At 57.5% G+C, this 19,911-nt stretch carries 18 protein-coding genes; 6 read left to right on the top strand and 12 right to left on the bottom strand.

The annotated features are described in order from the left end of the window. Positions 1 to 30: 30 nt before the first annotated feature. From GSR16_RS15720 to GSR16_RS15700, 5 genes are all read right to left on the bottom strand, one after another. Positions 31 to 837 (bottom strand): ChbG/HpnK family deacetylase, encoded by an 807-nt coding sequence (locus tag GSR16_RS15720; protein WP_159879030.1) that lies wholly within the window; start codon positions 835 to 837, stop codon positions 31 to 33. After that, entirely contained in the window at positions 834 to 1,223 is a 390-nt protein-coding gene (locus GSR16_RS15715) for a GtrA family protein (protein ID WP_159879028.1), read from the bottom strand. Before GSR16_RS15715 ends, GSR16_RS15720 begins: the two co-directional genes overlap by 4 nt. Further along, the gene (locus GSR16_RS15710; RefSeq protein ID WP_240902513.1) at positions 1,220 to 2,251 is read right to left on the bottom strand and encodes a glycosyltransferase family 2 protein; all 1,032 of its coding nucleotides are present in this window, start codon (positions 2,249 to 2,251) and stop codon (positions 1,220 to 1,222) included. Before GSR16_RS15710 ends, GSR16_RS15715 begins: the two co-directional genes overlap by 4 nt. Beyond that, a complete protein-coding gene (locus tag GSR16_RS15705; protein ID WP_159879026.1) occupies positions 2,248 to 3,720 on the bottom strand; it encodes an ArnT family glycosyltransferase in 1,473 nt (490 codons plus the stop codon). Before GSR16_RS15705 ends, GSR16_RS15710 begins: the two co-directional genes overlap by 4 nt. A gap of 151 nt (positions 3,721 to 3,871) precedes the next feature. Next, positions 3,872 to 5,248 (bottom strand): peptide MFS transporter, encoded by a 1,377-nt coding sequence (locus tag GSR16_RS15700; protein WP_159879015.1) that lies wholly within the window; start codon positions 5,246 to 5,248, stop codon positions 3,872 to 3,874. A 169-nt stretch (positions 5,249 to 5,417) separates the two neighbouring features. Here GSR16_RS15700 and GSR16_RS15695 point away from each other — a divergent pair, with 169 nt between their 5' ends. Continuing rightward, the gene (locus GSR16_RS15695; RefSeq protein WP_159879013.1) at positions 5,418 to 5,687 is read left to right on the top strand and encodes a hypothetical protein; all 270 of its coding nucleotides are present in this window, start codon (positions 5,418 to 5,420) and stop codon (positions 5,685 to 5,687) included. A 304-nt stretch (positions 5,688 to 5,991) separates the two neighbouring features. Beyond that, positions 5,992 to 7,383 carry a tryptophanase gene (locus GSR16_RS15690; RefSeq protein ID WP_159879011.1) on the top strand — a complete coding sequence of 464 codons (1,392 nt, stop codon included), beginning with the start codon at positions 5,992 to 5,994 and terminating at the stop codon, positions 7,381 to 7,383. A 66-nt stretch (positions 7,384 to 7,449) separates the two neighbouring features. Here GSR16_RS15690 and GSR16_RS15685 read toward each other — a convergent pair whose 3' ends face one another. From GSR16_RS15685 to ccoN, 7 genes are all read right to left on the bottom strand, one after another. Further along, positions 7,450 to 7,851, bottom strand: a complete 402-nt coding sequence (locus GSR16_RS15685) for a YbaY family lipoprotein (protein ID WP_159879009.1) — start codon at positions 7,849 to 7,851, stop codon at positions 7,450 to 7,452. Beyond that, positions 7,851 to 8,378, bottom strand: a complete 528-nt coding sequence (locus tag GSR16_RS15680) for a FixH family protein (protein ID WP_159879007.1) — start codon at positions 8,376 to 8,378, stop codon at positions 7,851 to 7,853. Before GSR16_RS15680 ends, GSR16_RS15685 begins: the two co-directional genes overlap by 1 nt. A 3-nt stretch (positions 8,379 to 8,381) precedes the next feature. Then, on the bottom strand, positions 8,382 to 9,827 hold the full coding sequence (ccoG, locus tag GSR16_RS15675) for a cytochrome c oxidase accessory protein CcoG (protein ID WP_159879005.1): 1,446 nt from the start codon (positions 9,825 to 9,827) through the stop codon (positions 8,382 to 8,384). 147 nt (positions 9,828 to 9,974) lie between these two features. Further along, positions 9,975 to 10,889, bottom strand: a complete 915-nt coding sequence (gene ccoP / locus GSR16_RS15670; protein WP_159879003.1) for a cytochrome-c oxidase, cbb3-type subunit III — start codon at positions 10,887 to 10,889, stop codon at positions 9,975 to 9,977. Then, positions 10,886 to 11,080, bottom strand: a complete 195-nt coding sequence (locus GSR16_RS15665; protein WP_045845631.1) for a cbb3-type cytochrome oxidase subunit 3 — start codon at positions 11,078 to 11,080, stop codon at positions 10,886 to 10,888. The genes ccoP and GSR16_RS15665 overlap by 4 nt, the downstream gene beginning before the upstream one ends. Positions 11,081 to 11,083: 3 nt before the next feature. Continuing rightward, positions 11,084 to 11,698 carry a cytochrome-c oxidase, cbb3-type subunit II gene (gene ccoO, locus GSR16_RS15660; protein ID WP_159879001.1) on the bottom strand — a complete coding sequence of 205 codons (615 nt, stop codon included), beginning with the start codon at positions 11,696 to 11,698 and terminating at the stop codon, positions 11,084 to 11,086. 20 nt (positions 11,699 to 11,718) lie between these two features. Further along, the gene (gene ccoN / locus GSR16_RS15655) at positions 11,719 to 13,146 is read right to left on the bottom strand and encodes a cytochrome-c oxidase, cbb3-type subunit I (RefSeq protein WP_159878999.1); all 1,428 of its coding nucleotides are present in this window, start codon (positions 13,144 to 13,146) and stop codon (positions 11,719 to 11,721) included. A gap of 454 nt (positions 13,147 to 13,600) precedes the next feature. On the opposite strand from ccoN, the gene GSR16_RS15650 reads away from it, so the two are divergent. The 4 genes from GSR16_RS15650 (at position 13,601) to GSR16_RS15635 (ending at position 19,910) form a co-directional block, all read left to right on the top strand. Next, the gene (locus GSR16_RS15650; RefSeq protein WP_159878998.1) at positions 13,601 to 15,391 is read left to right on the top strand and encodes a M61 family metallopeptidase; all 1,791 of its coding nucleotides are present in this window, start codon (positions 13,601 to 13,603) and stop codon (positions 15,389 to 15,391) included. Between the two features lie 119 nt (positions 15,392 to 15,510). After that, entirely contained in the window at positions 15,511 to 18,135 is a 2,625-nt protein-coding gene (gene pepN / locus GSR16_RS15645) for an aminopeptidase N (RefSeq protein ID WP_159878996.1), read from the top strand. 139 nt (positions 18,136 to 18,274) lie between these two features. Next, on the top strand, positions 18,275 to 19,198 hold the full coding sequence (locus GSR16_RS15640) for an alpha/beta hydrolase family protein (protein ID WP_159878994.1): 924 nt from the start codon (positions 18,275 to 18,277) through the stop codon (positions 19,196 to 19,198). A 64-nt stretch (positions 19,199 to 19,262) separates the two neighbouring features. Further along, positions 19,263 to 19,910, top strand: a complete 648-nt coding sequence (locus tag GSR16_RS15635) for a 2OG-Fe(II) oxygenase (protein WP_159878992.1) — start codon at positions 19,263 to 19,265, stop codon at positions 19,908 to 19,910. Position 19,911 lies beyond the last annotated feature (1 nt).

The following is a 19,911-nucleotide window of genomic DNA, read 5'->3' as shown; positions in this document are numbered from 1 at the left end:
CGGGTTCGCTACGCGGTTTTGTTCGCGGCTTTAAGCCTGGAACCTTCCAATCACTATGCTGGCCTGCTGGCAGGCATCAGCAAACTCCTGACTGCCCAGATGGCAGTATTCCACCGCGCGCGCAGCGGCAATCGGGTCGCTGGCATCATCAGCGGGCAAGCCGGGGTGGCACATCATCAGGCCGCCATCCGGGCATGCGTGCAGCCATTGCTGCATCAGTCCGGCAAAACCGGCCTCCGGCTGTAGCGCATACAGGCCGGCAAACCAGCGGTTGCAGATCAGCCCCTTGTGCTCGACGGCAGCGGCAAAGCCACGGCATGCCTGTGTCAGTACCACGGCCTTCAATCGGCTGTCGCCTGGATGGCCCAGCCGGTCCGGTGCCCGCAGATAAGGTTTGCTGTTGTCAGCCCAGCGCAAAGAAATGGCATCGAACAGGGCATCACGGATGACCGGCAGCGCATGCACATGCTGATGGCCGTCGATGAAATCCGGCAGGCGACCCAAGTGCTGGCTGAACAGGTCGATCTGGCGTAGCAGGCTGTCGCGTAATGCCACACGTGGCAACAGGTGTAGCTGGCTGCACAGCAGCCAGTATGGCAGTGGCTTGCGTAGCGTATTCTGCTCGCCAAAATCATGTGTCAAATTGAAGTGCAGGCCGATATCCGCTTGCGGCTGCAGCTCGCGTAGCGGTGCCGCCAGCACCGGCCAGTGCGGCGACTGCGTCATCACGCTGGTGGCCGACAGGCGGCCACGCTGCAGCAGGTTCAGGATGCCCTGGCTGATGGCGGGAGACTGGGCGAAGTCATCGGCACACAAGGTAAGGCGGCGTAATGTCATGCAGCCTGTTCCCGGTCAGAAAATGCCCACAGTTTGCTCAGCACAAAGGTGAATACGGCGACACTGGCCAGCACGATCAGCAGCGCCAGACGGTAATCCAGCGTGGTGAAGTGCAGCAGGACAAAGTACATGGCTTCGTTCAGGGCAAAGCTGAGGCAGGACACCATGAAAAAACGTGGCAGCGCCTGCCGGTGCGGCACATGGGCGGCATCGAAGGTCTTGTGCCGGTGGCCCCAGTAGCTGACCTGAAATGCCAGCAGAAAGGCCACGACATTGGCCAGCAAGGGGGGCAGGCCGAATGGTACCAGTATCACCGCCACCAACAGGAAGTGTACCAGCATGGCACTGACGCCGATGATGCCGAACCATAACAGCTCGCGGTTCATTGCTTGTCCTGTGGAGTCCGGCTGATGCGGCTGACCAGGTAGATGGGGCGCTGTTTCACTTCGCTGAAAATGCGGCCGATGTATTCACCGAGGATGCCGATTGACAGCAGCTGCACCCCGCCCAGGAAAGATACCGCCACGGCCAGGGTCGGCCAGCCTGGTTGGTCGTTGCCGAACAGCAGGGTGTGCAGCAGCTCCCACGAGGCATACAGGATGGAAGCCAGCGAGATGGCGCTGCCGATCAGGGTCCAGATACGTAGCGGCACATTGGAAAATGCGGTAAGACCGGTCAGCCCCAGATTGAGCAGACTGAAGAAGTTGAAGCTGCTTTTGCCGGCACGGCGTTCTTCGGTATGGGTTTCCACCGGTAGTTGGGTAAAACCTACCCAGTTATACAGGCCCTTCATGAAGCGGTTTCGCTCCGGCATCTGGCGCAGCGCATCCAGCACGCAGCGGTCCATCACGCGGAAGTCCTGAGTGTTTTCCGGAATCTTGTGGCGCGCGCCACTGTTGAGCAGGGTATAGAACACGCGGGTAAACAGGCGCTTGCCCAGTGTTTCGCTATCGCGGCTGGAGCGCACGCTGTACACCATGTCGTAGCCGGCACGCCAGTGACGCAGGAATTCCGGCACCATGGCGGGCGGATGCTGGAAGTCGCTGTCAATCAGCACGGCAACATCGCCGTGGGCATTGTCGATACCGGCAGTCAGTGCCAGCTCCTTGCCGAAGTTACGCGACAGCTGGATCAGTGTGACCGGCAACTGGTCGATCTGGCTCATCACCTGCAGGACCGTGTCGTCGCGGCTGCCATCGTCTACCACGATAAGCTCATGGCGGAAACCGGCCTCACTCAGCAAACCATGCAGGGTCTGCAGCATGGGGACGATGTTTTCGCTCTCGTTGTAAGCCGGCAGAATGCAGCTGACCAGCGGGTTGGCCGGACGCTCGGCGGCGCGTTGCTGCAGTAGGAAGGTCGGCACGAAGGCGCTGGGTGGCGTAGTGGTCATCGGCGTCTCCTTGTTATTCATGGCGTTGATCCGCTGGCTTGTTCGCGCAGCAGCAGCATCTGGTCCTTCATCACCGTAAAGCTGGCAACCGGCTTGAAGCGTTGCTTGATATCGGCAGGCAGGCTGGGCAGGTCACGCTGCTCGGTGACGATGAAGTGACCGTGTTCCTTTGCCAGCCATTGTTGCAGCACGTCGGCCTTGTCGGTGGTGCGCACCTTGCCCTCGCTGTAAAACTCGGCGGAGAACTCGCGGCGGCTGTCCCAGAAGATTAGCGTACTGCCTGCCGCCGGATGTTGTTGCTGCCAGGCTGCAATCACCGGCTGCTGGGTGCGGAAATAGCGTTGACCCTGTGTCCACTGCAGGCCGACGGCCAGCAATAGCAGCAAGCCGGATGCCATGGCAAGCCAGGGCAGGCTGCTACTTTGCTGCGGCTGGCGTGCGCTATGCCACAGGGTGGCAAACAGCAGGGCGCAGCCCGGCAGCATGGGCAGCGGGTAGGGGAAAATGATGTTGCCGGAAATGGTGAAGAACAGCAGCGTCATCAGGCTCCACAGCAGCATGTACAGCCGCCAGCCGTCGGTGTCGGCACTGCGCTTGAGTATTTGCTTGCCATGGCGACCCAGCCAGACCAGCATGGCCAGCGACCAGGGGAAGATGGCCCCCAGCCAGTACAGCCAGATCATGCCGCGCGGCGTGGCATGGGCGTAGCCGTATTTGTCGCCCTTCCAGCCCGGGTCGAGGAAGCGGCTGACATGCTCGCCCATGATGAAGTAATTGAGGAAGCCCGGTGTACGGTATTCCGCCAGCAGATACCAGGGCATGGCAATCGCCAGCATCAGCAGGCTGCCGGTGATCCATGGCAGGTTTTGCCACATGGCTTTCCAGCCATTGCGCAGCAATACCCAGCAGAAGATGGGCATGCCCACCAGTACGATGGCCAATGGCCCCTTGGCCAGCAGACCCAGCCCCAGACCGGCAAAGAACAGATAGCCCCAGCGTTTGCCACGGCCTTGCATGGCATGCCAGAACGCTAGTTGAGACAGCGCAACGCAGAACATCAGCGCCGGGTCTGTCATTACCGTGCCGGCGGCACCGAAGAACAACAGGCTGCCGGCCAGCAGCAGGATGCTGGCCAGTGCAGCATCGCGGCCCAAGCGCTGGCGGGCTGCATCTGCCACCAGCCACAGTACGGCAATGGACAATAGCAGTGCAGGCAGGCGGGCTGCCAGCGGATTGACACCGAACAGCCCCATGCTGGCGGCGGAAGTCCAGGTGGATAGCGGCGGCTTGGCCCAGAAGGGGATGCCATAGTCGTGCCACAGCGTTACCCAGTTACCGGTTTCCAGCATTTTGCGGGCAATTTCCGCATAGCGTGCTTCGGTGGTATCGGTCAGCGGAATGGCCCACATCGCCAGCAGGCGGATCAGCAGCAGGGCGACCAGAACATAAGTGGCAAGGCGTTGCCATTGTGAGTTGGAGGACGGTTTCATGAGGTCCAGTCAGCACGCCAGGGCGGCCGGGCAAAGTCGGAAAAAACCCGCACAGCTTACCATGCCAGCCTTGTTTTAGTCTTAAGCGCCACCGCGGATCCATGTAAAACGCCGCCCATGGGCGGCGTTGTATAGCGGCAAAGCCTGATGCTTATTGCAGGCCGTGTGTCATCTTTTTCAGCTTGCTGGACAGCAGGAACAGGATCAGCGCACCGATGCCTGCCATGGCAACGAATACCATGAAAAAGTCGTGCAGATTGCTGATGGTATAACCCAGCAGTTGCGGCGCTGGCTTGGCCGGGTCCGGGTACAGTTCGGACAGCGTACCGGCCAGTTTGTTGGCGGCGGCATTGGACAGGAACCATATGCCCATCATCAGACTGGTAAAACGTGCCGGTGACAGCTTGACCACCAGGGACAGGCCGATGGGCGACAGACACAGCTCGCCAAAGGTGTGCAGCATATACAGGCTGACCAGCCACAGCATGCTGACCTTGACGCCGGGCTCCAGCCCGTCAACGCCAAATGCGATCACCAGATAGCCAATGGCGAGGAACAGCAGGCCGCAGGCCATTTTGGTCGGCGAGGTCGGTTCGCGGCCCTGTTTGCCCAGTGTGGTCCACAACATGGCAAACAGCGGCGCAAAAATAACCACGGAGATGGGGTTGATTGACTGGAAATAGGACGCCGGCACGGTAAAGCCCAGCAGATTGCGATTGGTCTGTTCTTCGGCAAAGAAGGTGAGTGAGGCTCCTGCCTGTTCGAATGCCGACCAGAAAAAAATCACAAAGGCCGAGACAATCAGGATGACCGCCAGACGTTCCTTTTCCACTCTGGTAAGTGGCGCATGGACAACTTTCTCACCGCTGGCGTGGTGGCGTTGTGGGGCCAGCCCAATCGGCTTGCCTTCCGGGGTGACCAAATATTTGTTCTTGAACAAACTGAAAACCAGCAGGCTGAGCAACATGCCGCAGCCAGCCGCCAGAAAGCCCCACTTGAAGTCGCCCGGGTGGCCAGTGTCGCCCAGTGTGCCGCAGATCAGCGGTGCAATCAGCGAACCGGCATTGATGCCCATGTAGAAAATGGTAAAGGCCGAGTCCACCCGCTTGTCATCCTTGGCGTAAAGCTGGCCGACCATGGAAGAAATATTGGGTTTGAACAGGCCGTTGCCGGCAATCAGCAGGCCCAGGCCGCAGTACAGCAAGCTGGACGCCATGGGAACGTTGCTGGCATGCAGGCTGCCAGAAAAAAACAGCAGAAACTGGCCACAGGCCATCAGCACACCACCAGCCAGGATGGAACGGCGATTGCCCCAGTAGCGGTCGGCAATGTAGCCACCAATCAGCGGCGTGAGATAAACCAGACCGGTATACGTGCCGTAGATGTCGGCGGCGTGGGCCTTGTCGAACAGCAGGGCCTTGATCATGAACAGGACAAAGATGGCGCGCATGCCGTAGTAGCTGAAGCGCTCCCACATCTCCGTGACAAAGAGCAGGTACAGCCCTTTGGGATGGGATCGGGTGGTCATAACGATTTCCTTGTGCAGCAGGGAAGCCAGATTGGTGCTGGCTTGTTGTAGTGTTTTATTGCCGGTATTTTCCGGCAGGCGGCGATAGTAGCGGCTAAAGCTGTTGTTGTGGAACTTTTTTTGCCTATTCTTACCGTTAAACTGAAGTATAAGAATTATTTAATATTCCATGTTTGATATTGGGCAAGTATTTCAATGGAAAGGGAATTTTTATGCTGATGCAGCAACTTGCGTAGCCATGGTCTGCACAGGAGCTGGCGTGATCGGGTTGAGTCAGACCATTCGCAGGCTAACCGCGCTGCAGGCGGTGGTGAACAGGCAAATGGGATTGTGGCTGTTACCGGGACGGGAGGGCTGGCGTGGCAGCATGGATACAGTGCAGAAGCTGTCTGGATGGATGATTGACAATCTGCTTGCGGGGAAAAATGGCAACAGGTAATCTGGCCGCGCCATCCGGCAATGATTTTACTAAGGTGTTTTCACATGAACACGTTGGCGTGCTTGACCCGGACGGCTGCCAACCATGGTAGCCTGCCCAAAAACTGGTTCACCCTCGATATCGTGCTGGCCTACGACTTTCCCCGTCGCTGATCTCCCCGCGTAGCCTGCTTGTTGCGGCTGCGTACTGTTGCATTCAATTTTCCATTCTGAATCAAACGCTTTGGCCTTGTTGCGTCCACATTGCGCTGTTTCCTGCGCAGGGTGTAGGCATTTTTGCGGCCAGGGCAAAGGGAGTATTACGCATGGCACGACGCATTCCTGAACCGTTCCGTATCAAGATGGTAGAACCCATCAAGCAAACCACTCCGGAATATCGCCAAAAAGCACTGGCGGAAGCGGGTTGGAACCCCTTCTTGCTGCGTGGCGAGGATGTGTATATCGACCTCTTGACCGACAGTGGCACCGGGGCGATGTCCGACCGGCAGTGGGCTGGCCTGATGATGGGCGACGAAGCCTACGCCGGCAGCCGCAACTTTTTCCATCTGGCGGATACCGTCAAGGAACTGTTCGGCTATCAGCACACCATTCCCACCCACCAGGGGCGGGGGGCAGAGCAGATCCTGTTTCCTGAGCTGGTGAAACGCTGCCGTGGCGAGCGGCCGCTATTCATCTCCAACTACCACTTCGATACTACCAAGGCGCATGTCGAAATCGCCGGTGCCCGTGCCGTCAATGTGCTGACCCCCAAGGCGCTGGATACCGAGACCGCTTATGACTGGAAGGGTGATTTTGATTTGGGCCGGCTGGCAGATGTGATCGCCAGCGAAGGGGCGCAGAACGTTGCCGGTCTGATCATTACCGTCACCTGCAATAGCGCGGGCGGACAGCCGGTTTCCATGCCCAACATCCGCGCCGCCAGTACACTGGCCCGCCAGCATGGTATTCCGGTGATTATCGATGCCGCCCGTTTTGCCGAGAATGCCTGGTTTATCCAGCAGCGCGACCCGGACTATGCGGCGCACAGCATCGAAGCCATCGTGATGGAAATGTTCGGCCATGGAGACATGCTAACCATGTCCGCCAAGAAGGACGGGCTGGTGAATATTGGTGGCCTGTGCTGCTTCAAGGAGGATGTCGATCTCTTCCGCGCGGTACAGGTGCGCTGTGTGCCGATGGAAGGTTTTGTTACCTATGGCGGCCTGGCCGGGCGCGACATGGAGGCGCTGGCTATCGGGCTGAAGGAAGGGCTGGATGGGGCCTATCTTGGCTATCGCATCAGCCAGGTCGAGTATCTGGGCGAGCGCCTGCGGGCCGCTGGTGTGCCTATCCAGTACCCTACCGGCGGCCATGCGGTGTTTGTCGATGCCAAGCGCCTGCTGCCGCATATTCCTGCCGAGCAATTTCCTGCGCATGCCCTGGCGTGTGAGCTGTATCTGGAAGGTGGCGTGCGTGGGGTGGAGATTGGCTCCCTGCTGCTGGGGCGCAATCCGCAGACCGGAGAACAGGAACCGTCGGCACTGGAACTGCTGCGCTTGACCATCCCGCGCCGTGTCTATACCAATGACCACATGGACTATATTGCCGACTGTCTGATTGAGGTGAAGGCGCGGGCAGCCAGCATAGTCGGCCTGTGTTTTGACTACGAACCGCCCATCCTGCGTCATTTCACCGCACGGTTGAAACCGCTGGGCTGAGGCTTGCCTGTCGGGGAAAACAAAAATGGCTGCCAATGGCAGCCATTTTCTTGTACGGCAGAAAAACTACTTGATCAGCTCGACTTCCAGCTGCGGCTGGCTGACAGCGAAGGCATTGATGTGGCCCACATTCTGCAGGCGCAGTTCGCCGTCAACAAATACCTGAGCCTGCAGGCTGTAACTGCCACCCGCCTGGATGGCATGCTTGTCGTAGCACAGCGAGAAGTTCAGCGGAAATGCCTTGGGCTTTTCCAGCGTCTGCTCTGCCAGTAGGCGGGCCGGCGCATCAGCCTGGCTGCTGTCATCCACCAGCCGGACCCGAACCAGGGTGGTGGCCAGTGGCAGCGACAGCGGCTGTTTCAGCGCCAGCTGGCCATTGAGATATTGCGGCTGGTAGCGCTGGCTGGCACAGCCTGCCAGCAGGGCAAGCAAGGACGCTGCCAATACCGGACGGAGCAGGGCGCGCATCACTCCACGGCCTCCAGCTTGGGCTGGCCCAGCATCACCACCGGGCCTTGTTCCGGCTTCCACTCGGCCTGTACTCGCCATTGGTTGCCTTTGTCTTCCAGTTGTACATACCAGTGATTGGCCTTGACCAGCTCCTTGTTGAAGCTGCCACTGTACTGGTTGGCAGCCAGCTTGTGCAGCTCGGCATTGACGTCATAGTCGTCCTGTGCCGGGTGGATCAACTTAAGCGTCAGGGTGTCTGGCAATGCCTGTTTGCTGGTGGTATTGACCGTGACACTGCGACCATCGCTGCTAAGCATGACCTGGGCGGTAATGCCCAAGGCTGCGGCTGCCGTGTTGCGGCGCAGCTCCATATTGATGGCTTTGCCTTTGTTGTAGTAATCGTCGGTTACCAGACCATCGTCAGTCTTGATGGCGGTGGTGATGAAGCAAGAACCGACAATCACTGCGGCCAGCGGGAAGCTGATCAGGAACCATACCCAAGGCTCTTTATACCAGGGGCGGGAAACGGGGCTGCTCAGTTGCATGACTTACTCTCCGATGAAGCTGGATTTTTCTTCCACGTGCAGAACCGGAGTGCTTACCGTTTCTACCTTGAAGTGGATCTCGTGGCTGCCCTTGGTGGCAACTTGCGGATCGGCCTGAACCCGTACGCCGAAGCTGTCGGTTTCGGTAGCCTTCACCTTGATCTGCTTGCTGTCGCTGACCAGTTTGAGGTCAGGCATGCCCTCTACCGAGATTTTAAACTCCTGATCGCGTTCTGTGGTGTTGATGATCTTGATGGTGTAGGCATTTTCCAGCAAGCCGGCATCGGTTTCCTTCACCAGCGAGGCGCGGTCACGCAAAATGTCCACCTTGAACGGTTTGCGCATGGCCAGGGAGCCCAGTGCAGCACCCAGCACGATCAGCAGCACAACGGTGTACATGATGACGCGCGGGCGGCGAAGATGCTTGACGATGTCTTTTTCTGGGTACTTACCTTCCAGGGCGTTTTCCGTGGTGTAGCGGATCAGCCCGCGCGGGTAGCCCACCTTGTCCATCACTTCATCACAGGCGTCGATGCAGGCTGCGCAGCCGATACATTCGTACTGCAGACCGTTGCGGATATCGATGCCTACCGGGCATACCTGTACGCAGATGCCGCAGTTAACGCAGGAGCCCAGGCCCTGTTGCTTGAAGTCCACGCCTTTTTTGCGTGCACCGCGCGGTTCGCCGCGCGCTTCGTCATAGGAAATGATCAGGGTATCCGCATCGAACATCACACTCTGGAAGCGGGCATACGGACACATGTATTTGCATACTTGTTCACGCATGAAACCGGCCAGCAGATAGGTAAAGCCGGCGTAGAAGAAGATCCAGAAGCTTTCCCACGGGCCGTAATCGAAGGTGGGCATGGCCTTGACCAGATCGCGGATCGGGGTGAAGTAACCCACCAGCGAGAAGCCGGTCCACAGGCAGAACAGGATCATCAGGCTGTGCGAGGTCAGTTTCAGCCTGGCCTTGCGCAAGCTCATTGGCTCCTTGTCCAGCTTGATGCGCTTGTTGCGGTCACCTTCCACCAGCTGTTCAATCCATAGCATGACTTCGGTATAGACCGTCTGCGGACAGGAGTAGCCGCACCACAGGCGGCCGGCGATGGTGGTCCAGACAAACAGCCCGAATGCACAACTCATCAGCAGGGCAGCCAGATAGACAAAGTCCTGCGGCCAGATGGTAAGGCCGAAAATATAGAATTTGCGGTTAACCATGTCAAAGAAGACGGCTTGCCTTCCGTTCCAGGTCAGCCAGGGCAGGCCAAGGAAAACCAGCTGAGTACCCAGTACAAAAAGAATACGCCAGTTGTTGAAGATACCCTTGACGCTGCGCGGGTAGATCTTTTTCTGGGCCTCGTACAAGGACACGGTCTCCGGACCGGGCTTGGGGGAGGGCGGGGTGTGTTCTACTTTGACCGGGATATCTTTTAACGAATCAGACATGGTGTGTTCCTGAAGAGGATTTCGCAAAGTTCACTTTAGAGATGGACTTTGCGCAAGCATCTTGCAAGCCATTATATTATATGAATCAGTATAGTGTTTGATGTAAAGCATACTGCCCGCTTGCGCGGGCAGTATGTTGGCTAAGGCTTACTGCGCCTTGGCGTTATTGGACAACCCCCATACATAGGCTGCCAGCAGGTGAACCTTGCCATCGCCCAGGAAGTCCTTCCAGGCCGGCATCTGGTTGTTGCGACCATTGGTAATGGTCTCGATGATGGTCTTTTCAGTACCACCATACAGCCAGATGTTGTCGGTCAGGTTCGGTGCACCCAGTTGCTGGTTACCCTTGCCATCCGGACCGTGGCAGGCCGCGCAGATGGTGGTGAAGGTTTCCTTGCCACGGGTGGCGCGTTCGGCATCATGCTTCTTGCCGGACAGCGACATCACGTAGTTGGCAACGTCCTTGACCTTCTCTTCACCCAGAGCGGAACCCCAGGCCGGCATTTGACCGTGACGACCACCCTGGATGGTGGTTTCGATGGTTTTCGGATCACCACCCCACAGCCAGTCGTTGTCGGTCAGGTTCGGGAAGCCCTTGGCACCGCGTGCATCGGAACCATGACACTGTACGCAGTAGGTCTGGAACAGGCGTTTGCCCATTTCCTGTGCCTTCGGATCGGCAGCCACTGCTTTCAGGTCCTGTTTCAGATAGTTGTCATACAGCGGTTGGTACTTGGCTTCCGCCTGGGCACGTTCTTCCTTGTACTGACCTACGGAAGTCCAGCCACGAATACCTTGCCACTTGCCAAGACCGGGGTAGAGCACCAGATAGCAGGCACCGAAGATCAGCGTGATGTAGAACATCAGCATCCACCAGCGCGGCAGCGGGTGGTTGTATTCTTCGAGGTCGCCATCCCATACATGACCCATGGTTTCAACCTGCTCACCCTTCTTGACCGTAGTCTTGGATTGGGTGAATAACAGCAGGGTCAGGCCAACAAAACCTGCAACCACGATGGCCGTGATCCAGATGCTCCAGAAATCGCTTACGAAATCACTCATTGTTTTGCTCCGTTAGAAGCCGACTCATGGTTGTCGGCCTCCTGCACCTTGTCGTCGTCGAGAAAGGGCACATTGGCCGCTTCATCGTACCGGTTCTTTGAGCGTCGGCTGTAGGCAATGAACAACACCAGGATAAAGAAGGTGAAGCACATTACGGTGAAGGCAGAGCGCCCAATCGTTACCCAGTCCATGACTTAGCGAACGTTCTTCAGTGCGAGACCCAAGCCCTGCAGATATGCAATCAGGGCATCCATTTCCGACTTGCCTTCGACTTGAGCCTTGGCTTCGGCGATATCCTTGTCGGTATAGGGAACGCCTACAGTGCGCAGGGCTTCCATTTTCTTCGGCATGATTTCGGCATCGGCCAGGTTCTTCGACAGCCACGGGAAGGCCGGCATGTTGGATTCCGGCACCACGTCACGTGGGTTGGTCAGGTGAACACGGTGCCATTCGTCGGAATAGCGACCGCCTACACGAGCCAGGTCCGGACCGGTACGCTTGGAGCCCCACTGGAAGGGATGGTCGTATACCGACTCACCCGCAACGGAGTAGTGACCATAACGCTCGGTTTCGGCGCGGAAAGGACGGATCATCTGGGAATGGCAGTTGTAGCAGCCTTCACGGATGTAAATGTCGCGACCAGCCAGTTGCAGCGCGGTATACGGCTTGACGCCGGCAACAGGCTGGGTCGTGGACTTCTGGAATGCCAGCGGCAGGATTTCCACCAGGCCGGCAAAGCTGATCACGATCAGGGTGAACACGATGAGGTAACCAACGTGTTCTTCAATCAGTTTCTGGATCTTTTCCATGTTCTTCTACCTTTATCCGCTTAAGCGTGAGCCGATGCGTTGACAGCCGGGATCTTGGCGTCAACAGCCTTGCCACTGGCAACGGTGCGGAAGGTGTTGTAAGCCATCAGCAGCATACCGCTCAGGTACAGCGTACCGCCCAGGAAACGCACAAAGTGGTAGGGGTAGGTTGCTTTCACGGCTTCGACAAAGGCGTAGGTCAGAGTGCCATCAGCATTCAGGGCACGCCACATCAGGCCTTGGGTCACACCGGAGATCCACAGTGCGGCGATGTACAGTACAACGCCTACGGTAGCCAGCCAGAAGTGAGCCTCGATCAGCTTGGTGCTGTGCATGGATTCACGACCGAACAGGCGCGGCAGCAGGTAGTACATGGAACCGATGGTGATGAAGCCAACCCAGCCCAGGGCACCGGAGTGCACGTGACCGATGGTCCAGTCGGTGTAGTGCGACAGGGCATTCACGGACTTGATGGACATCATCGGGCCTTCAAAGGTGGACATACCGTAGAAGGACAGGGAAACCACCAGGAACTTCAGTACCGGGTCGGTACGCAGTTTGTGCCATGCGCCGGACAGGGTCATGATGCCGTTGATCATGCCGCCCCAGCTCGGAGCCAGCAGCACAAGGGAGAACACCATACCGATGGACTGGGTCCAGTCAGGCAGTGCGGTGTAGTGCAGGTGGTGAGGACCAGCCCACATATAGGTAAAGATCAGGGCCCAGAAGTGAACCACCGACAGGCGATAGGAATAAACCGGACGACCAGCTTGCTTCGGCACGAAGTAGTACATCATGCCCAGGAAGGCGGCGGTCAGGAAGAAGCCTACGGCATTGTGGCCATACCACCATTGCACCATGGCATCCACGGCACCGGCGTACACGGAATAGGACTTGGTCAGGGAGACCGGTACGAAGGCACTGTTGACGATGTGCAGCAGGGCAACCGCCAGGATGAAAGCACCGTAGAACCAGTTGGCTACGTAGATGTGCTTGACCTTACGGATAGCGATGGTGCCGAAGAACACGATGGCATACACCACCCAGGTCACGGCGATCATCAGCTTGATCGGCCATTCCAGTTCGGCATATTCCTTACCGAAGGTGTAACCCAGCGGCAGGGTGATGGCAGCAAGGACGATAATCAACTGCCAGGCCCAGAAGGTGAAGGCCGCCAGTTTGTCCGAGATGAGTCGTACGTTACAGGTGCGCTGCACGACGTAGTAGGAAGTTGCAAACAGGCCGCAACCGCCAAAGGCGAAAATCACGGCGTTGGTGTGCAGCGGGCGCAGACGGCCAAAGTGGAACCAGGGCCCAAAATTGAGCTCCGGCCACACCAATTGGGCCGCAATGATGACGCCCACCAGCATGCCTACAATGCCCCATACTACGGTCATGATGGCAAACTGGCGCACCACCTTATAGTTATAAGTGGATTGCGTTTCCATTTAGGGTTTTCTCCAAGGTTGCTAACTTAGAACGTGACAAACCATGGCGACTTGATTTCCTGTCAACTGCCCCAACTGTAGGTGACAGGAGAGCCGCAGGGGAAGCTGAACATTTCAGACTAGCAAAGTGCTTGACCCATGCTGACAACATTCAGCCAAAACCCCTGGCAAAGCGCTGTCGTGCACACACTTTTTCCCCATTTATTCAGCAAGGCATTCTAAAGCAAATACCCATGACGGGCCAGTTGATTAGTATGCTTGCGGGATTTTTACGTCCACCATTTTCTTGATTTCAAGCGAGCTGGCAGCAAGTGTTTAGCCTGATGCCGCTTAGTGGGGATTATATTGTCATGACTGTCCAAGCCCTTGACTTAGGTCAAATCGTCATCGGCCACCCCCGTGCTGTGGCCCTGGTGCTAGAATCTGCTGTTTTCGCCCCATATTCAGGCAGATCATGACTGTGCCCGTACATTACTCCATTCGTCCGTGCTCTCCGGCTACGCATTGTTTCGAAATTACGCTCACTGTGGCCAAACCTGCCCGAAAAGGACAGGTATTTACTTTGCCTGCCTGGATTCCCGGCAGCTACCTGATCAGGGAGTTCTCTCGCCATATCGTCAGCATCCAGGCCAGTTGTGCCGGCAAGGATGTGCAAGTGCGCAAGCTGGACAAGCATACCTGGCAGGCCGAGCCAGTAAGCGGAAGCCTCACTCTGGTGTATCAGGTCTATGCGTATGACCTGTCCGTGCGTGGAGCTTACCTGGACGAAATGCGTGGTTTTTTCAATGCCAGCAGTGTGTTCCTGGCAGTAGCAGGGCATGAGTCCAGCCCTTGCGAGGTGGAGATTCGCCCACCCAAGGGCAGGATGTTTGCTGACTGGAAAGTGGCAACCGCCTTGCCCGCCCTGGAGGTGAAAAAAAGCGGCTTTGGGTATTACCGTGCAGCCAGCTATGACGAGTTGCTGGATCATCCGGTTGAACTGGGGGAGTTTCAGACGGTCAGTTTCAAGGCTTGCGGCGTACCACATCAGTTTGTGGTGTCAGGGCGTTTTCGTGGTGATCTGAAGCGCTTGGCGCGGGATACGAAGAAGATCTGTGAATACCAGATCAAGCTGTTTGGCACACCGGCTCCATTCGAGCGTTATGTCTTCATGCTGTATGTGGGCAAGGATATTTATGGTGGGCTGGAGCACCGGGCATCCACGGCACTGGTGGCTAACCGGGATGATCTGCCACAAGCGGGTGATGAGGGCATTGGTGACGGCTACCTGAAATTGCTGGGCCTGATCAGCCATGAGTACTTCCATAGTTGGAACGTGAAGCGGATCAAGCCGGCAGCTTTCAGTCCATACGATTTGTCGCGCGAGGGCTACACCCGGTTATTGTGGGCTTTCGAAGGTATTACGTCCTATTACGACGATCTGACCCTGCTGCGCTGCGGTCTGATCGACACCCCACGCTACTTGGGACTGCTGGCCCAAACCATCAGCGGTGTGCAGCGTGGGGCCGGGCGCCTCAAGCAGACGCTGGAAGAATCCAGCTTTGATGCCTGGACCAAATACTACCGCCAGGATGAAAACAGCCCCAACAGCATTGTCAGCTATTACACCAAGGGTTCTCTGGCTGCGCTGGCGCTAGATCTGACCCTGCGCACACGCAGTGCCGGCAAGACGTCTCTGGATGAGGTCATGCGTGCCCTGTGGCAGAAATGGCTGACCGATGGGCAGGGACTGGCCGAAGATGAATGGGAAGCCATTGCGCAACAGGTGACTGGTCTGTCGCTACAGGACTTCTTTGACAGTGCACTGCGTTCAACCGAAGAACTGCCCTTGTCGACTTTGTTGGCCACGCAAGGGGTAGACATGTGCTGGGACTACGCGGATCATGCCGCCGATGCTGGTGGCATCGGTATGCCGACAGCTGGTCGCAAGCCGCGCGCCAGCCTGGGCGTCAAGACCGCCCCGGACCCGCTGGGTTTGCGACTGATCAATGTGCTGGACGATGGCGCTGCCCAGCAGGCAGGGTTGGCCGGTGGAGATGTGTTAGTGGCTGTCGATGGCCTTAAAGCAGGCGATCTGGACAAGATGCTGGCACGTTATCGTGTGGGTGAAAAACTTACCCTGCATCTGTTTCGGCGCGATGAACTACTGGTGCGCGACGTCGTTCTGCAAGCACAGGCTGCGGCCACGTGTCGTCTGCAATTGCAGGCCGATGGCGGATTCTGGTTGCAGACCGGGCAAGCTTGAATTGCCGGCAGGCAGCAGCAAGGATTGTGTATCTATAGCGAACCGGGGCGGTGATCCCGCACGGTTCATCACCAAGACCGGCACCAACCGGCAATGACCCGAAAATTAGAGAGACGAAAATGGCGCAGCAGCCTCAAGTGAACTATCTGAAAAACTATACCGTTCCCCCCTATCTGGTGGATCGGGTGGATTTGAAGTTCGAAATAGAGGAGGCGCAGACGCGTGTGCACTCGCGTCTGGTCGTCAAACGTAATGAAAAATCTGCTGCGCTAGGCAATTTGTGGCTGGATGGGTCGGCCACGCTGCTCAGCCTGACCCTGGATGGCGAGCGCCTCTCCCCCGATAGCTACCAATTGAATGAAGAAGGCTTGCTGATTCCCGGGGTGCCGGACAGCTTCATTCTGGAAGTGGAAACCGGTCTGGATCCGGCAGCCAATACCAGCCTGATGGGCTTGTATGCCTCAAATGGCAATCTGTTTACCCAGTGCGAGCCGGAAGGCTTCCGCAAGATTACCTTTTACATGGATAGGCCGGATGTGATGGCCAAGTTCACCACCACCATTGTGGCCGACAAGCAGAAGTATCCGGTTCTGCTGTCCAATGGCAACAAGGTGGGCGAGGGAGTGCTGGACCGGAAGCGCCATTGGGTGAAGTGGGTTGATCCCTATCGTAAGCCCGCCTACCTGTTTGCCTTGGTAGCAGGCAAGCTGGTGGCCGCACGCGACAAGTTCACCACCCAGCGTGGACGTGAGGTGACGCTGGAAATCTGGACCGAGCCGGCTGATCAGGACAAGGTGGCCTTCGGCATGGGGGCAGTCAAGCGCGCGATGAAGTGGGATGAAGAGCGCTTTGGCCTGGAATACGATCTGGACATCTACATGATCGTGGCGGTCAGCGATTTCAATATGGGGGCCATGGAGAACAAGGGCCTCAACATATTCAATACGTCTGCCGTGCTGGCGCGCAAGGATACGCGTACCGACGCTGAGTTCCAGCGTGTGGAAGCCATCATCGCGCATGAGTATTTCCATAACTGGACCGGCAACCGCGTGACCTGCCGCGACTGGTTCCAGCTATCACTCAAAGAAGGCCTTACCGTTTTTCGTGATCAGGAATTCAGTTCCGATCTGGGTAGCCGGGCAGTGAAGCGGATCGACGACGTCAAAAGCTTGCGCGCCATGCAATTTCCGGAAGATGCCGGCCCGACGGCACATCCGATTCGTCCGGACTCCTATATCGAGATGAACAATTTCTACACCATGACGGTGTATGAAAAGGGTGCCGAAGTGGTACGCATGTATCACACCCTGCTGGGCGAGCAAGGTTTCCGCAAGGGCATGGACCTTTACTTCAAGCGACACGATGGCCAAGCGGTAACCTGCGATGATTTCCGCGCAGCCATGGCCGACGCCAATGACGTGGATCTGCAACAATTTGCCTTGTGGTATAGCCAGGCAGGCACGCCGCTGTTGCAGGTCAGCAGCCAATACGATGCTGCGGCACAACGTTATGCACTCACTGTCAAGCAATCCTGCCGTGCCGTAGCTGGCCTGCCGGCACCGCAAGCCCTGCACATACCGTTGGCACTTGGTCTGGTGGGGGCGGATGGACAGGATTTGCCTCTGCAGCTTGAAGGCGAAGACTACGCCCAGGCTGGTACGCGTGTACTGGATATCAAGCAGAACGAGCAGACCTTTGTCTTTATGGGCGTGCCGGAAGAGCCGGTACCGTCCTTGCTGCGCGGCTTCTCGGCACCGGTGAAGCTGGAATACGACTGGCGCGACGAGCAGTTGGCTTTTCTGATGGCGAACGACAGCGACAGCTTCTGCCGCTGGGAAGCTGGACAGACCTTGGCCGAGCGGCTGATCCGCCAGTTGCTTGATGCTGTTGGTGCCGGTCGGTCTCTGGTGTTGCCGGAAACCTTCATTGCTGCCTTCCGCGCGGTATTGAAAGACCATGCGGCCGATCCCGCCCTGCGGGCGCTGATGTTGGGGCTGCCATCCGAGGCTGAGATACTGGAAATGGTCGACGTCGCTGATCCGGCCATCATCCATCGGGTACGTGATTTCGTGCTGGATGAGCTGGCTGAATCATTGCGTGGAGAATGGCATGAGGCCTATCACCTCAATCAGACACGCGAGTACAAGCCGGAAGATGCTGGCAAGCGTGACCTGAAAAACCGTGCCCTGCAGATGCTTACCCGTCTGAGTGTGGCCTGGCCAGCGGAGGCTGCGCGCAAGCAGGCACTGGAAGCCGACAATATGTCGGATCAGATGGGTGCCATGCTGGCCTTGCGCGATAAGGACAGTGAAGAGCGCGATGAATGCTATACCGATTTTGCCGCCCGCTGGCAGCGTGATGCGCTGGTGATGGACAAGTTCTTCATGCTGCTGGCCTCCAGCCAGCTGGAAGGTACGTTGGACCATGTGCGTGCAGCGATGGAACACCCGGCATTCAGCCTGAAGAACCCGAACAAGGCGCGTGCCCTGATTGGCACCTTTAGCAACAATATGGCGCATTTCCATGCGGCCGATGGTCGTGGTTACCGCTTCCTGGCTGATCAGGTGCTGGCGCTGGATGCCATCAATCCGCAGGTGGCCAGCCGTATTGTCCGGGCCTTCAACCGCTGGAAGAAGCTGGAGCCACAGCGTCAGGGCCTGATGCAGGCAGAACTGCAGCGCCTGCTGGCCAGCCCGTTGTCCAAGGACGTCTACGAAATTGTGTATAAAAACCTCAATGCCTGAGCGCTGAGTGTGGATGAGATAAGACGGGTTGCTGCGGCAGCCCGTTTTTTTTGTTTATTGCCTGCCTGCTAATTGACCTGCCCCATACTTGCCTTGATCATACGACTGTTTGAATCATTCTCTGGCAGAGGCAGGCGACATGACGGCAACAAACCAGCGGGATTGGCAGCTGCCACTGGATGATGGCGAAACCCTGTATATAAGGCGTATCTGGCAGGATGCAGCTGGCCCGCCGGTATTGCTTATCCATGGCGTAATGGCCAATGGTCGTATTTTCTATACCGATAGCGGCAAGGGTCTGGCGCATTTTCTGGCCGCAGCCGGCTACGATGTGTTTGTGGCTGATTTGCGCGGTCGAGGGCGTAGCAGCCCAAAAATCTGCGCAGCCAGCCGACATGGCCAGACTGAAATCATCTGCCGTGATTTACCTGCACTGCATGCGGCCATTCGTGGCCTGAAAGGTGAAGTCGCGGTGCACTGGATGGCCCATTCCTGGGGAGGCGTACATATGAGCAGCTGCCTGCTGCGCCATCCCCGACTGGCCTCGCAAGTGGCTTCGCTGGTTTATTTCGGTAGCAAGCGCAGCATAGGCGTACGCAACTGGCGAAAATTTTTGGAGGTGGATCTGGTGTGGAATGTGCTGGCGCGCTGGATAATCCGCGCGACCGGTTATCTACCCGCCAGGCGTATCGGTCTGGGCGCGGATGACGAAACGGAAAAAAGCCATCGCCAGAGCAAGTGCTGGGCCAAGCTGCGTCCCTGGGTAGACAGTGATGACGGTTTTGACTACGGGGCTGCGGCACGTCATGTGTCACTGCCACCCACCCTGTATTTTGCTGCGCGCAAGGACCCCTGCCGTGGACATGCCGATGATGTGCGGCGTTTTCGCGATGAAAGCGGCCCCCACTTGTCGCGATTACGCTTGCTGGGTCGTGCTGTTGGGCATTGGCATGATTATGACCATGTCTCCCTGCTTACTCACCCGGATGCGCCTGCCGATCATTTTCCGCTGCTACTGGAGTGGCTGGCAGGCCGGCATGATTTGGTGATCGAGAATTACTGACGAATATCATTCCACCGGAAAAAACGCTGTGGTAGAACAGCGGCCTCTAGTGGAGAATGCGCCAATGAATCAAGAAACCGACATCGCCCCAGCCCGGCTGGATACCATCATCGATCAACTGGCCGAACATGGCTGGGTGGTGGATCATGCCCTGTTTAGTGCAGAAGCCATCCGACAGCTTCAGCAGTATTGCCTCGGACAGTGGGAAGATGGCCGCTTTCACGAGGCTGCCATCGGGCGTGCCGATCAGCAAGGTCGACGCAGCGAAATCCGTTCCGATTCGGTATTGTGGCTGGAGCCTGCGGATGCCGAACCTGCTGTTGCACATTATTTTTCCACCCTCGATCAGGTACGCCAAGCTGTGAACCAGGCCTTTTATCTGGGGCTGGAGGATCTGGAATCCCATTTTGCCGTCTACCCACCGGGCAGTTTTTACAAAAAGCACCTGGACCGCTTCCGCGACGATGACGCCCGTGCGCTGACTGCGGTCCTGTATCTGAATGAGGACTGGCCGGATAACGCCGGTGGCCAGATGCGACTGTATTTGGATGCAGACTGCACGCAGTCGGTGGATGTGGCTCCGCGTGCGGGGACACTGGTGTTGTTCCTGTCTGATCGCTTCTGGCACGAAGTATTGCCGGGCACGCAGCAACGCCTGTCGGTAACCGGCTGGTTCCGTCGGCGCCAGGCCGGTTTAGCTTGGTCATCGTAGG

This window comes from Aquitalea denitrificans, assembly GCF_009856625.1.
In the GTDB taxonomy this organism is placed as follows: Bacteria; Pseudomonadota; Gammaproteobacteria; order Burkholderiales; family Chromobacteriaceae; genus Aquitalea; species Aquitalea denitrificans.
This window is presented reverse-complemented; position numbering and strand designations above follow the sequence as displayed.